This is a genomic window from Blastococcus sp. CT_GayMR20 (assembly GCF_004570345.1).
Genome location: NZ_SPQM01000001.1, coordinates 91454 through 104837, shown reverse-complemented (window position 1 = coordinate 104837; position 13384 = coordinate 91454). Strand labels below are relative to the sequence as shown.

The 13384-nt window shown below is 71.1% G+C and carries 14 protein-coding genes; 10 read left to right on the top strand and 4 right to left on the bottom strand.

Translation table 11 applies throughout. The features are described from left to right. Positions 1-15 precede the first annotated feature (15 nt). Together E4P40_RS27855 and E4P40_RS00505 are read left to right on the top strand one after the other, a co-directional pair. Positions 16-180 (top strand): hypothetical protein, encoded by a 165-nt coding sequence (locus E4P40_RS27855; RefSeq protein WP_167762055.1) that lies wholly within the window; start codon positions 16-18, stop codon positions 178-180. Then, positions 180-491, top strand: a complete 312-nt coding sequence (locus E4P40_RS00505; protein WP_135156504.1) for a hypothetical protein — start codon at positions 180-182, stop codon at positions 489-491. The genes E4P40_RS27855 and E4P40_RS00505 overlap by 1 nt, the downstream gene beginning before the upstream one ends. Here the strand turns inward: E4P40_RS00505 and E4P40_RS00500 are convergent. Beyond that, the gene (locus E4P40_RS00500; RefSeq protein WP_135156506.1) at positions 473-1393 is read right to left on the bottom strand and encodes an SMP-30/gluconolactonase/LRE family protein; all 921 of its coding nucleotides are present in this window, start codon (positions 1391-1393) and stop codon (positions 473-475) included. The two genes, E4P40_RS00505 and E4P40_RS00500, sit on opposite strands and share 19 nt — an antisense overlap. A 118-nt stretch (positions 1394-1511) precedes the next feature. On the opposite strand from E4P40_RS00500, the gene E4P40_RS00495 reads away from it, so the two are divergent. The 4 genes from E4P40_RS00495 to E4P40_RS00480 are packed head-to-tail and all read left to right on the top strand — an operon-like array spanning position 1512 to position 6118. Continuing rightward, positions 1512-2558, top strand: coding sequence for an extracellular solute-binding protein (locus tag E4P40_RS00495; protein WP_135156508.1), 1047 nt, complete (start codon positions 1512-1514; stop codon positions 2556-2558). Between the two features lie 32 nt (positions 2559-2590). Beyond that, positions 2591-3757 (top strand): ABC transporter ATP-binding protein, encoded by a 1167-nt coding sequence (locus E4P40_RS00490; RefSeq protein ID WP_209305138.1) that lies wholly within the window; start codon positions 2591-2593, stop codon positions 3755-3757. Further along, on the top strand, positions 3750-5510 hold the full coding sequence (locus E4P40_RS00485) for an iron ABC transporter permease (protein ID WP_135156513.1): 1761 nt from the start codon (positions 3750-3752) through the stop codon (positions 5508-5510). The genes E4P40_RS00490 and E4P40_RS00485 overlap by 8 nt, the downstream gene beginning before the upstream one ends. 47 nt (positions 5511-5557) lie before the next feature. Continuing rightward, positions 5558-6118, top strand: coding sequence for a nuclear transport factor 2 family protein (locus E4P40_RS00480; protein ID WP_135156515.1), 561 nt, complete (start codon positions 5558-5560; stop codon positions 6116-6118). An 18-nt stretch (positions 6119-6136) separates the two neighbouring features. On the opposite strand, the gene E4P40_RS00475 is transcribed toward E4P40_RS00480, so the two are convergent. Continuing rightward, a complete protein-coding gene (locus E4P40_RS00475; protein ID WP_135156517.1) occupies positions 6137-7165 on the bottom strand; it encodes an LLM class flavin-dependent oxidoreductase in 1029 nt (342 codons plus the stop codon). Between the two features lie 94 nt (positions 7166-7259). Between E4P40_RS00475 and E4P40_RS00470 the strand changes: the two genes are divergently transcribed. Both E4P40_RS00470 and E4P40_RS00465 read left to right on the top strand, forming a co-directional pair. Continuing rightward, positions 7260-8717: an aldehyde dehydrogenase family protein gene (locus E4P40_RS00470; RefSeq protein WP_135156519.1), complete on the top strand. Its 1458-nt coding sequence runs from the start codon at positions 7260-7262 to the stop codon at positions 8715-8717. A gap of 31 nt (positions 8718-8748) precedes the next feature. Further along, on the top strand, positions 8749-9540 hold the full coding sequence (locus tag E4P40_RS00465) for an SDR family NAD(P)-dependent oxidoreductase (RefSeq protein WP_135156521.1): 792 nt from the start codon (positions 8749-8751) through the stop codon (positions 9538-9540). Positions 9541-9602: 62 nt separating this feature from the next. On the opposite strand, the gene E4P40_RS00460 is transcribed toward E4P40_RS00465, so the two are convergent. After that, positions 9603-10184 carry a TetR/AcrR family transcriptional regulator gene (locus tag E4P40_RS00460; protein ID WP_167762056.1) on the bottom strand — a complete coding sequence of 194 codons (582 nt, stop codon included), beginning with the start codon at positions 10182-10184 and terminating at the stop codon, positions 9603-9605. Positions 10185-10341: 157 nt separating this feature from the next. Between E4P40_RS00460 and E4P40_RS00455 the strand changes: the two genes are divergently transcribed. Continuing rightward, positions 10342-11454 carry a hypothetical protein gene (locus tag E4P40_RS00455; RefSeq protein WP_135156525.1) on the top strand — a complete coding sequence of 371 codons (1113 nt, stop codon included), beginning with the start codon at positions 10342-10344 and terminating at the stop codon, positions 11452-11454. A gap of 26 nt (positions 11455-11480) precedes the next feature. Further along, a complete protein-coding gene (locus E4P40_RS00450) occupies positions 11481-12047 on the top strand; it encodes a hypothetical protein (protein ID WP_135156527.1) in 567 nt (188 codons plus the stop codon). Between the two features lie 44 nt (positions 12048-12091). Here the strand turns inward: E4P40_RS00450 and E4P40_RS00445 are convergent, their stop codons facing one another. After that, positions 12092-13369 carry an MFS transporter gene (locus tag E4P40_RS00445; protein ID WP_135156529.1) on the bottom strand — a complete coding sequence of 426 codons (1278 nt, stop codon included), beginning with the start codon at positions 13367-13369 and terminating at the stop codon, positions 12092-12094. Positions 13370-13384 lie beyond the last annotated feature (15 nt).

The following is a 13384-nucleotide window of genomic DNA, read 5'->3' as shown; positions in this document are numbered from 1 at the left end:
ACCGGCGGGGGTGCCGTGGCGACCCTGAACACGTTGATGGGGGCCGGCATGGGCGAGATCGACACCCGCGCGAGCGAGGGGCAGACGGCCGTCCCGGTGCACTCGCCGGACCCCGACGTCCGACCGTGGGACCCCGACCGCAGCCGACCCCGATTTCCGCCACCTCCGGAGGAGGCGTGATGGCAGACCCCGTGAACCCCGTCGCGGAGGCGATCGACGGTGCGACCGGCGACTGGTCGATGTCCGGGGACGCGATGCGCTGGTCTCCGGACCTCGCGGAGCGCCAGCCGTCCCTGGGCGAGTTGCGGGGCATGGACGTCGCGGCCGGCATCGGCGCGGGGCTCGGACTGGACATGACGGGTGTGCGCCGGCTGGTCTCCGGCGCGCTGAACTCCCTCGGCGCCGTCGCCAGTGACGTCGTCACCGAGATCCGTCAGCTCACCCGGGGCCCGCAGGGCGAGGAGGAGCCGCCTCAGGCCGCTCCGCGGTAGACCTGGACCGGCACACCGGGCGCCTCGGCCGGGAAGGCGAGCACGCTGCCGGCCAGGGGCTGCGAGGCCGGCCCGCCGGGTCCGAGGTGCGCGCTCGAGGTGGTCACGTAGAGCGTGGTGAGGTGCGCCCCCCCGAACGCGAGGCTGGTGGGGTGGGTGACCGGCATCGGGACCACGTCGGTCAGCGCCCCGCCGGCGTCGTAGCGGTGCACCGCCCCGCCGGCGAAGAGGGCCACCCAGACCCCGCCTGCCTGATCGGTGGCCAGCCCGTCCGGCAGGCCGGCCCCGTCGTCGATCCGGACGAACACCTCGCGGTCGCCCAGCCGGCCACCCTCGAGGTCGTAGTCGTACCGCCAGATCACCCGGCGGGGCGTGTCGACCAGGTAGAAGGTCGTGTTGTCGGCGTCCCACGCCAGCCCGTTGGACGAGGACAGGCCTGATTCGGCGAGGCGCACGGAGCCGTCGAGGTCCACGACGTGCAACGTGGCCCGGGCACCGCCCTCGCGGTCCCAGGTCCCGATCCACAGCCGGCCGCGGGCGTCGCACTTCCCGTCGTTCAGGGTCGTGGCGGGCGTCCCGGCGTCCACCTGGCAGATCTCCACCCGGGTGCCGTCGGGGCGCCAGCGCCACACCGTGCTGCCACCGGCCACGACGAGTCCGCCGGAGCCGTCGGGGACGGCGATGCTGACCGGACCCTCTGCGTCGAGGGCCGTCTCGGCGTCCTGCTCGGCGGACCAGCGGACCACCCGTTCGGCCCGGATGTCGACACGCAGCAGCTCCCGCCGTGCGGCGTCCCAGAACGGGCCCTCGCCCACCAGGTCCTGTGCCCGCAGCGCCACGCGGACGTGCTCGTCGCCCGTCGGATCGGACCTGCGGGCCGCATCCCCACGACGTGCCGTCATGTCCAAACTCTATACATGATTAGAAGAGTTTGTTAGCTTCGCCGTGAGGCCGGTCACGTCGGCCCAGGACAGGTGACCCTGCCGTGCTCCGCGCGGCGCCCGAGCTGAGAGAAGGACCATGTCTGGCAAGTCGTCCCGCCGGGGCCTGAAGTACGGGGCCTCGATGACCGCCCTCGCGCTCGTCCTCACCGGTTGCCTCAGCGAGTCGCCGGAGGAGAGCTCGGAGTCCGTCGCGGCGGACCCCGAGGCCATCGCCGACGCCGCAGAGTCGGAGGGATCGCTCACCTGGTACACGTCCATCCCCGAGGCCATCTCGACCTCCGCGGTGGAGGGCTTCGAGGCGAAGTACGACATCACGGTGGAGATGATCGTGCTCACGTCCGGACTCATGACGACCCGGTACGCCAGCGAGATGGATGCGGGGAACTCGCCCGCGGACGTGGTAACCGTCGCCGATCCCGTCTTCTTCGGCGACGCGGTGTCGAAGGAGTGGATGGAGACCCTCGACGAGGAAGACGTCCCGGCGCTCGCCGACTGGCCGGAGGACGCCCTGCGCGAGGACGCCTACGCGCTGGTGAACATCCAGCCGATCGGCGTCACGATCGACACGAACAAGGCCGACCCCGAGGACTTCGAGACGTGGGAGCAGCTGCTCGACCCCTCGGTGAAGGGCCAGCTCTACCTCGTGAACCCGGCCAACGTGCCGAACTGGCTGGCGCACATGCAGATGATGAGCGACACCTACGGCGAGGACTTCCTCCCCTCGCTGGCCGCGCAGGACCCGACGCTGGTCGACAGCGCCGTCCCGGGTGCCCAGCAGCTGGCGGCCGGCGCCGGGACGGTCGTCTACCCGAGCCTGCTGTCGGTCAGCAACCCCCTGAAGGCGCAGGGTGCCAGTGTGGAGACGGTGTTCCCGACGCCGACCACGGGTGTGGAGCAGTACGCCGGCATCTCGACCAGCGCACCGCACCCCAACGCCGCCCGCCTGTTCATGGACTACCTCCTCACCGAGGAGGCCCAGCAGATCATCAACGAGAACATCGGGTCCTCGGTGCTCGGTGACCTCGAGGGCACCGTGCCCCTGCCCGAGGGCTACGAGTCGCCGGACGTCCCCGGGGCCGTCGCCAAGAAGGCCGAGATCCTCTCCGCGCTGGGCCTGGGATGACGGCGCGGTCGGGGACGAAGGAGGCCGGTGCGGTGACCGGTGCGGCAGCGGACCAGCGGCGCGGGTCCCGCCCCGCGGACGCGCTGGGCATCGAGGTCGACAGCCTGCGCAAGGAGTTCGTGGACGACCACGGCAACCGCGTCGCCGCCGTCGACAACGTGAGCCTGGCCGTCCCCGCCGGGGAGTTCCTCGTCCTGCTCGGCCCGAGCGGGTGCGGCAAGACGACGCTCCTGCGGTGCCTGGCCGGCCTCGAGGTGCCCGACTCCGGCGAGATCCGGCTCTCCGGCCGCACCGTCTTCGGTGCCGGGTCACGGGCGGAGATGACGGCCGACCGCCGCGTCGGCATGGTGTTCCAGAGCTACGCGCTCTGGCCGCACATGACGGTGGAGGAGAACGTCGGCTACCCGCTCTCGACCGGCCCGCGCAGCGCGCGGATGTCGAAGGCGGAGGCCCGCGAGCGGGTGACGGAACTGCTGCAGCTCATGCGTCTGGACGCGATGGCCGAGCGCAAGCCGAACCAGCTCAGCGGCGGCCAGCAGCAGCGGGTCGCCCTCGCCCGCGCCATCGCGGCCGGCAACGACGTCGTGCTGTTCGACGAGCCCCTGTCGAACATCGACGCCAAGGTCCGCGAGGCGCTCCGGCTCGAGCTTCGCAGCATGCAGCGGCGGCTCGGCTTCACCGCCGTCTACGTCACCCACGACCAGACGGAGGCCCTGGAACTGGCCGACCGGATCGCGGTCATGCGCGACGGCCGCGTCGTGCAGCTGGGCACCCCCGAGGAGATCTACCGGGCTCCGCTTACCCGGTACGTCGCCAACTTCGTGGGCATCTCGAATGTCCTCCCCGCCACGCGGACCGCCGAGCGGCCCGACCGGCTGAGCGCGTTCGACACGGCGCTCGGAACGATCACCGTGACCGCCGCCGGGGCCGAGGAGGCCGAGCGGGTCGCGGTCACCAGCCGCGCCCACTCGTGGTGGATCCGGGCCGACGGGCCGACGTCGGGGCACAACGCCTGGCAGGGGCGCGTGGTCAGCGCGGCCTACCTCGGCATGTACACCGAGTTCATCGTCGACGTCGGCGGGACCCTCGTGCGCGTGTGGCACGACCACGGCAACGGCGCCCGCAACCTCGAAGAGGGTGACCTCGTGTGGGTCGGGGTCTCGCCCGAGGACTGCGTGGTCGTGGTCGACGATGAGTGAGGCGCTGCTCGAGCGCCCCCAGGCGCCGCTGCCGTCCCCGCCGCCGGTACGCCGCGGCCTGCGGCGGCTGTCCCCGCTCACCGTCGTCACCTGGTTGCTGGCGGCCCTGTTGGCGTTCTTCATCGCCTATCCGCTGGTGCAGGCCCTGCTCGGCCTCATCGGGCTCGACGCCGTCCCCGGCCAGACCGCCGACTCGCCGTGGGGCGTCATCACCCACCCGGAGACGCTGCGGGCGCTGCTCAACACCGCGATCCTGGTGCTCAGCGGCGGTGCGATCGCGGTCCTCATCGGCGCGGCCTTCGCCTGGCTCAACGAACGCACGAATGCGCGGATCGGCTGGCTCGCCGAGGTGCTGCCGCTGATCTCGATGTTCGTGCCGTCCCTGGCCGCCGCGATCGGCTGGGTCTTCCTGCTCGACCCCGACGTCGGCCTGCTGAACATGGCGCTGCGCGGGCTCCTGTCGCCGCTCGGGATCTCGCTGGACGAGGGACCGCTGAACATCTACTCCTGGTACGGCCTCATCTGGACCTATGCCGTCTTCCTGGTGCCCTTCGCCTACCTCGCCATCGCCAACGGGCTGCAGTCGCTCGACCCGTCGCTGGAGGAGGCGTCCCGGACCGCCGGCGCCGGTCCGGCCCGGACGTTCTTCCGGATCACCCTCCCCAGCCTGAAGCCGGCGCTGGGCAGTTCGATCATGCTGGTCGTCGTCATGGGCATGGCGCTCTTCTCGATCCCGGTGATCATCGGGACGCGCGCCGGCATCGAGGTGCTGCCGGTCCTGATCGTCCAGGACGTGACCCAGAGCTACCCCGTCGACGAGCTGTCGGCACTGTCGCGCAGTGCGATCCTTCTGGCGATCGTGCTGCTGGCCGGATTCCTGCAGCGCCGCTTCGTCGGAGCGCACCGGGCGCAGGCGTTCGCGACCATCGGGGGCAAGGGCAGCCGCGCGAGCACCACCGAGCTCGGGAAGGCCAAGTGGCCGGCCCGCGTCCTCATGGTGGGGTACCTGGCCGCCGCCGCCGTGCTGCCGTTCCTCGGCCTGGTCCTCGTGAGCCTGCAGAACTTCTGGAGCGCCACGATCGACTGGGCCTCGCTGGACTTCTCCGCCTACGCGGAGATGTTCAGCCGCCCGGTGCTCCGCGAGGGCATGCGCAACAGCTTCCTGCTCGCCACCGGGTGCGCCACCGTGGTGATCCTCTTCGCCGTCCTCATCACCCGGCTGACCGAGTACTCCCGCGGCGGTGCGCCGCGGATCGTCGACGGCATCGTGAAGGCGCCGGCGGCCATCCCGCACATCGTCTTTGCGCTCGCGCTGATCGCCGCCTTCGGCGGGCCGCCGTTCGGCTGGACGGGCACGGCCCTGATCCTGATCGCGGCCTACATCGTCATGTACCTGCCGCAGGCGACGTTCTACTCGGCGGCGGCGCTGCAGCAGATCGGCCGGCCGCTGGTCGAGGCGTCGTCGGTGTCCGGGGCATCGGACACCCGGACGCTCCGGCGCGTCCTGCTGCCGCTGATGGTGCCCGGCCTGGTGTCGGGGTGGGCGCTGATCTTCGTGCTCATGGCCGGCGACATCACGGCGTCGGCGATGCTGGCGAGCACGCGGACGCCGGTCGTCGGCTTCGTCATGCTCGACCAGTGGAGCCACGGGAGCTACCCGACGATCGCCGCCCTCGGCGTCACGCTGACCGTGGTGAGCACGCTGGTCGTCATGACCGCGCTGCGCGTCCGGAACCGCTACCGCCTCCGATGAGGACCGCACGCACTCCGCAGAGATCCAGGACGAGGAAGGGGACGTAGATGTCGGCATCGCTGGAGGACCGGATCGGCCGGCTCGAGGACAGGGCGGCGATCCAGGAGCTCGGCGTCCTCTACGGGTTCATCATGGACGAGCGCGACGAGAAGGGGATCCGCGAGATCTTCTGCGAGGACGCGACGCTCCGCTCCGAGGACGGCGTCTTCGCCGCCAACGGCCTGGAGGAGATCGTGTCGACCTACCTGGGCCGGTTCGCCGCCCTGGGGCCGACGAACCACTTCTCCCACGGGCACGTCGTCCGCCTCGACGACGCCGATCGCAACCGCGCCACCGGGTTGCTGGCGTCGCACGCCGAGGTGTCGCGCAACGGCGTCGCGATGCAGGTCGCGCTGCGCTACAAGGACACCTACCGCAAGGAGGACGGCCGGTGGAAGTTCGCCGACCGGCTGATGGGCTACATGTACTACCTGCCGTTCAGCGAGCTGCCCGAGGGACTCGGCGACCGCAACAGCGTCCGGGCCTACGGCGACCACCGGCCCAGCGACTGGCCCGAGGTCCTCTACTCCGACAGCGGGAACGCGTTCCTGGAGCAGTACTACCGCTGACGCGGTCCGGAACGCCGGTCAGTCGACCAGTGGAAGCACCTCGGCGCCGAAGAGCTCCATCTGCCGGATGCTCTCCTCGACCGGCATGCCGGGCCACTGCACGCGGAGCACGAAGTCGGTCATGCCGACGTCGCGGCGCAGCGCGTTGAGTCCGGCCGCGATCTCCTCGGGGGAGCCGAGAAGGAGGCGCCTACTCAGGGTCTCCTCGTTCTCCGCCGCCATCCCGGCCACGGAGGCGCCTTCTTTCCCCATGCCCCACGTGAGGTACGTGCGACTGCGGCCGCTCACGAACGGTTCGATGCGGGCGGCGGCGGCCGACGGCGTTTCTGCGATGTACATGTCCCGTCTGATCGGGACACTGCTCGGTGCGCCGCGGCCGAGCTGGTCACGCTTCCTCCGGTACTCGGTCTGCAGCACCCGCAGCTGGGCGTGGTCGACGAAAGGTGGCGGGTAGAAGGCGTCACCGATCCGGGCCGCGCGGTCGGCGGACGGCGAGGTGCCGCCGGCGATCCAGATGGGCGGCCCGGGCCGCTGGACGGGGGAGACGATCGACTGCGATGCCGGGACGTCGAAGAACCGGCCGTGGTGTTCCACCTCACCGCCCGCCCACAGAGCGCGGAGGATCGCCACCGACTCCTCGAACCGTGCGGTTCTCTCCCGGCGATCGATCCCGAAGATCTCGAACTCGCGGTCGGTGTATCCGAGACCCAGACCGCAGACGACTCTGCCGCCGGATATCGCATCCAGCGTCGCCACCTGTTCGGCCACCTCCACGGGATGCAGCAGCGGCAGGAGGAGGATCGCGGTGCCGAGCCGCATGTCGGGGAAGGCGGACGCGAGGCTCGCCAGGTAGGGAATCGGCTGGTAGAAGCGCAGGCCGTCGGGCAGGAAGTGCTGCCCGGACGTCATCAGGTCGAGGCCGAAGGCGCGGCCGGTCTCCAGCAGTGCGACGTGTTCGTCGAACTGCTGCCGCGGGTCGACATCTGGCCCGTGCACCCAGTCCAGCACCAGACCCACGCGGAGCTCGGGCAGCCCTGTGCGGCTCATCGGTACTCCTGGACGAGAACTATGTGCATAGTTATCATGGGTCTCGTCACCCTAGGGGCGACTGCTCTGCCGCGCAACGGAACCGAGGAGCTCGATGACGTCCCCCACCGGCCCGCTGTGCCTGGAGCACACCATCGATGGGCAGGCCGTGGGCGGCCGAGGCCTCCCCCTGTCCGTCGAGTGCCCCAGCACCGGTGAAGAGCTTGCGACCGTCGTCCAGGTGAACACGGCGCAGGTCGCTGAGGCCGTCGAGGCCGCGGAGCGCGCCTTCGGCTCCTGGTCGCAGCTGTCACCGCAGGCGCGTTGCTCGGCGATGGAACGATTTGTCGATGCGCTGACCGCCCGGCGCGACCGCTTCGTCGCGCTGATCGTCGCCGAAGCGGGCACGCCGGTCTCCCTCACCCGGTCCCTGCAGGTGGACACCCCGCTCGAGCACATGCGGTGGTACGCGGAGCAGGCTGGCCGTGACTGGACCGAGAGCATCGGCGTCAGCGTGGCGACGCCGCGCAGCGAGAGCATCATCGCGCATCGCCCGACGGGCGTGGTGGCGGCGCTGACGGCCTACAACTACCCACTCCTGCTGGCGGTGTCGAAGATGGGGGCGGCGTTGGCGGCGGGGTGCACCGTCGTCCTCATGCCGTCGCCTCTCGCGCCCCTCTCCACCCTGCTCATCGGCGAGGCCGCGAGGGAGGCCGGGCTGCCCGACGGGGTGCTCAACGTGGTGGTCGGGGGAGCCGAGTGCGCCATTGCGCTGACGCGTGAACCCGCGGTCCGGAAGATCAGCTTCACTGGCTCCCTGCGGGTCGGCGCCGAGGTGATGAAGCAGGCCGCCGAGGGGATGAAGGGGATCACGCTCGAACTGGGCGGGAAGTCCCCGAACATCCTCCTGCCCGGAACCGATCTGGAGGCGGTCACCGCGGCGGTGCACCTGCGATACCTCCGGAACGCGGGGCAGGGATGCGCGTCTCCCACCCGACTGCTCGTCCACCGGAGCCAGTACGACGAGTTCATCGAACGCTCGCAGCAGGTGTTCGACGCGGTCCCGGTCGGGGATCCGTGGAAGCCCGAGACGGTCGTCGGCCCCGTCATCAGTGCGGCACATCGCGATCGGATCACAGAGATCATCGCCGCAGCTGAGGAGGAGGGTGCCGAGGTCGTCGCCCGAGGCCACCTCCCCTCCGGCGACGAGGGTGGGTACTGGGTGGCCCCGACACTCCTCGTGGGGGCCTCGCCGCAGTCGGCGGTGGTGCGAGAGGAGATCTTCGGCCCGGTCGCCGTGGTCATCGCCTACGACGACGTCGACGAGGCGGTCCGCATCGCCAACGACACCGACTACGGCCTCGCCGCCAACATCTACGCCGACGACGTCGAGCAGGCGGTGCGGCTGGCCGGCCGGATCCAGGCCGGCCTGGTCACGATCAACGGCGGAGGTGCCCTGCGTCCCGACGGCGTCTTCGGAGGATTCAAGGCCAGCGGCATGGGACGAGAGCACGGCGAGTGGGGGATCCGTGAGTTCCTCGAGCCCCAGCACGTGCAGTGGTCGCTGCCGTGAGGCGTCGCTCCGGCCCGGAGCGAGAAGCGCGTTGAACGAAGGGGGCGTCGACCAGATGCCGGACGGTCAGCGGGTAGTCGTCATCACGGCGGGCGGCGACGGCATGGGACGTGCCGCTGCCCTCCGCTTCGGCCGGTCCGGTTCGCACGTGGTCATCACCGACATCGACGGTGAGCGGGCGACTGCGGTGGAGAAGGAGATCAGGGACGCCGGAGGAACTGCCTCCGGCGCGGCGGTCGACGTCCGCGACACCGCTGCGCTCCGCGAGCTCTTCGATCGGATCGCGGAGCAGTTCGGCGTCATCAACGTCTTGTACAACAACGCCGGCGTCCCCGGTCCGAGCGGGACGAACATGAGCGAGGCCGAGTGGGCCGCCACCGTCGAGATCAACCTGCGAGGTGCCTTCTACGCGACGTCCTTCGCGGAGCCATTGCTGCGGCGCGGGGCCCCGGATGCCGCGGTCGTCTTCACCGCATCCGTGGCGGGGATCGTCGGGTCGCCCCTCAGCCCGCTGTACTCCGCGACGAAGGGCGGCATCGTCACGTTGATGAAGTCACTGGCACTGTCCCTCGCGCCCGCGGGCATCCGCGTCAATGCCGTCTGCCCGGGACCGACGGACACAGCGATGCTCCCGCAGTTCGTCTCCCGCGATGACGAGGCGACACCGGAGGAGAGGCGCGCGATGCTGGTGCGATCGGTACCGCTGGGACGTGCCGCGCAGCCGGAGGAGATTGCCGCAGCGGTTCACTTCCTGGCCTCCCCGGAGGCGTCCTTCATCACGGGGGTCGCTCTTCCGGTCGACGGCGGTTACCTCGCCCGGTGAGATGAACTGCGCGAGGGCATCGGAGCGCTCTGGCGGCGGGGTGCCGACGAACAGCGCTGGCGTCAGGGCAGATCCGACCTGCGGGCCGCGATGGCGGCCCAGACGAAGTCGGCGTGGCGACGCCATCGCGAGGGCTCGGCGTCCGCCATGTCCGACAGGCGACCGGCGGTCCCGAGGACGAGCACGGTGAAATCGGCGTACGTGACGTCGGCGGCCACGAGCCCGTCCCGGATCGCGCGGTGCAGCGCCTCGGTGAGCAGAGCCTCGACCGCTCGCCGGGACTCGTTCACGCGGTGGTCGAGGTTCTCGACCTGGAAGGGATCGAGCGGCGGACGGCTCTGGCGGAGCCGGTCGAACTCGTGCGCGCGGAACAGGTCGAGGGCAAGTCGGTTCTCGCGGAGTCGCTCGAAGAGTTCGGCGATGAGGTCGCGGAGCGCGGTGCCCGCAGCATCGGACGCCAGCCGCTGTTCCAGGTCGGCGCGCCAGTCCTCCAGCCAGCGCATCGCCACCTCGGACAGCAGGTCGGCCTTGGTCGGGAAGTGGCGGAAGACCGTGGCGTTGCCGACCCGCGCCCGCGCGGCGATGTCGCCCACCGTGGCGCCGAGGCCTTGCTCGGCCAGGACCTGGTCCGCGGCCGCGGACACACGGGCCCGGTTGCGCGCGGCATCGGAACGTGGACCTCGCGTCGGTCGAGCGGCTCCGGCATCGCTCATGGGAGGACCTTACCAAAGCGGATTGACCCAGTCCGCTTAGCGCGTTAGCGTGCTCCCTGTCACACCCGGGACAGCGCGGAGGACACCCATGACGGACATAGTCGAGTTCGACGCCGATCGGGTGGCCGAGGAGTTCTTCGAGCGGGGCTGGACCGATGGCCTGCCGGTCGTCCCGCCGACGCCCGAGGCCGTCGACGCGATGATCGCGACGGTCGACCTCGATCGGGACGACGTCATCGGCGGCATCCCACGCCGCAACCGATGGCTCACCGTCGAGCAGGGAGCGGTCAACGCGGTCATGGCCGGCTGCCGCCCCGAGTTCTTCCCGATCGTGGTGGCCGCCCTCGGCGCGGCGCTCGATCCCGCGTTCAACGCCCATGCCGCCTTCACCAGCACCGGTGGCGCGGCGACCTGTGTGGTCGTCAGCGGCCCACTTGCCGCTGCGGTGGGCATGAACGCATCGCACAACGCCCTGGGCTCCGGCAACCGGGCGAACGCGACGATCGGCCGCGCCGTGCGACTCGTCGCGCGCAACGTCTTCGGTGCCGCCACCGGCGACATGGACGCCAGTTCCATGGGCAACCCCGGCAAGTACACGCTGTGCTTCGCCGAGGAGGACCCGCCGAGCCCCTGGCTCCCGCTGCGCGTCCGGCTCGGCTTCGCGCCGGAGGACACCACGGTCACCGTCATGGCCACCGAGGGCCCTCGGCAGATCGCCAACATCCTGTCCGAGGACCCCGAGGACGTCCTGCGGACGTTCGTCTCGGCGATCAAGGTCCCGGCGACCTTCTCCGTCGGGAAGGGCGGTCAGGCCGTCGTCGTCATGGGTCCCGAGCACGCCCTGGCCGTGCGCCAGGCGGGCTGGACGCAGGACGAGGCGTGCGAGTTCCTCACCCGCGAGAGCCGGATCCGTCCCGAGGAGCTGGTGGAGAACGGGGTGCACCTGGAGGTCGCCAGCGCCCACGACATGACCCCCGGCAGCGACGGCCGTCTGCCGAGCCTGGCGTCCGCCGACGACGTCTTCCTGGTCACCGCCGGTGGACCCGGGGCCGGGTGGTCGGCCTATCTGCCCGCCTTCGCCCCCGTCAAGCACACGCGGGCCATCACCCGGCGGGTGCGCCTGGCCGGGGAGTCGATGCCCGACTGCGGCCCCGACTCCTGCGAGATCGATCTCGCTGCCCTCTCCGCTGCCCGCCGGTAGACCCACCGAGACCCCCGAGGAATGCCATGACGACGACCCTTTCCCGCACGATCCGGGTGCACCGGCCCGTGGTGCTCAGCGCGCCGGCGGCGCCGGTGGAGCTGGCGCCCCGCACCGGAGTGGTGGAGGGAGCCCGACTCCTCCTGGTCGACAACGGCAAGCCGAGGGCCGGCGACCTCCTCGGCATGCTCGCCGAGGAGCTGGGGCGCCTGCTGCCTCTCGGATCCGTCGAGATGGTCAGCAAGCCGTCGGCGGCCTCGCCGCTGGCCGACGAGGAGGCTTCGGAGATCGCGAAGCGGGTGGACCTCGTCGTCACCGGACTCGGCGACTGCGGTGCGTGCAGCGCCTGTTCGCTGCACGATGCGCTGCTGTTCGAGCGAGCCGGGGTGCCGGCCACCGTGCTCATCACCGACGTGTTCGTGTCCCACGTCGCCCGGTTCGCCGTCAATCTAGGTGCTCCGGGCTACCACAGCCTCGTCGTTCCGCACCCTGCTGCGACCAAGAGCGACGACCAGCTGGGACGCCTGGCTCTCTCGGTGGCCCCCGCCGCCCGCGACCAGCTGTCGTCGCGGGTGATGCAGTCCGTCCGATGACCGATCGAGACGTGCTCGAGGACGACGGCTGAGGACCGGGCGGATCAGCCGGCCGGCTCGACGGCCACCTGGCCGGCCGGCAGCCGTTCGTCGTCGATGGTCCGTCCCGGTCGCAGCACCGGGATGCTGACGAGCGTCAGCACCGTCAGAACCAGAACCGTGGCGTAGCCGGCCACGAAGTCGCCGGTGAGGTCGTGCAGCAGGCCGAGCAGGGCCGGGCCGGAGGCGCCGGCGAGGAACGCCACCAGCATCACCATCCCGCTCAGCCGTGCCGCGTCCGCCTGCGTGTCGGTCGTGTCGACGAGCAGCACCAGCGCGAGCGTGGAGGCGCCGCCGACGCCGAGGCCGAACAGGCACACGGCCGGGATCGCCAGCGTCAGCGGCGCCACCAGGAGGAAGACGATCCCCAGCCCGCTGGACGCCACGCACGCCGCGAGCATCAGCCGCCGGTCCCGCGTGAAGTCGGTGACCGCGGGCAGGGTGAGCATGGCGACGAGCTGCACCACCTGGAACACCACGAAGTACAGGGCGGCCCGCTGGTCGGGCACGCCGTGCTCGACGTAGAACGGCGTGATCCAGGCGAGTCCGCTGAAACCGATGATCATGTTCGCGGTCATGAACCAGGTGACCCACCAGGCCGTCGGCGAGCGCCAGGGCAGCCGGTTGTTCACGACCGCGGTGGTGGCACGCCGGGTGCCGGGCCGACCGCGCAGGCGGGGGAGCAGGACCAGCCACAGCGCGACCGTCAGTGCGGTGATCCCGCCCCACAGGCCCAGGGCCGGACGCCAGCCGGACAGCCACTGCTCCGACGGCAGCGCGACCCAGGCGGCGACGGCGACACCCAGCGCCAGCCCGGTCGAGTACAGCCCCATCGTGAAGCCGCGGATCCTCGGCACGTGCTGCCCGATCAGGCTCGGCACCAGCGCGGAGGACGCGCCCATCCCGATGCCCGTGATCGCCGACGACAGCAGGAAGACCGCCTCGCTGGTGGCGGCCAGCCGCAGGGTGCAGCCCGCGGCGAGCACCAGCAGGGTCGCGGCCGTCGCGCGTTCGGCCCCGAAGCGCACCCCGAGCTTCTGGCCGAACGGCGCCGAGAGGCCCATGAAGGCGATGACCACCGACGTCAGGAGCCCCTGCGAGGTCCCCGACAGGTGCAGGTCGTCGGTGATGTGCGGGAGCAGCGGTGGCACCGAGCCCAGCGCGGCCCGCAGGTTGAGACCGATCAGCGTCACCATCGCGACGAAGACCCACGCTGGCAGACGGGACGAACCCGCTTCCGGAGCATCCGGCTCCTGGGTGACCGGGATGGGGATCTCGGTCACCGGTCGCTGCGCCGC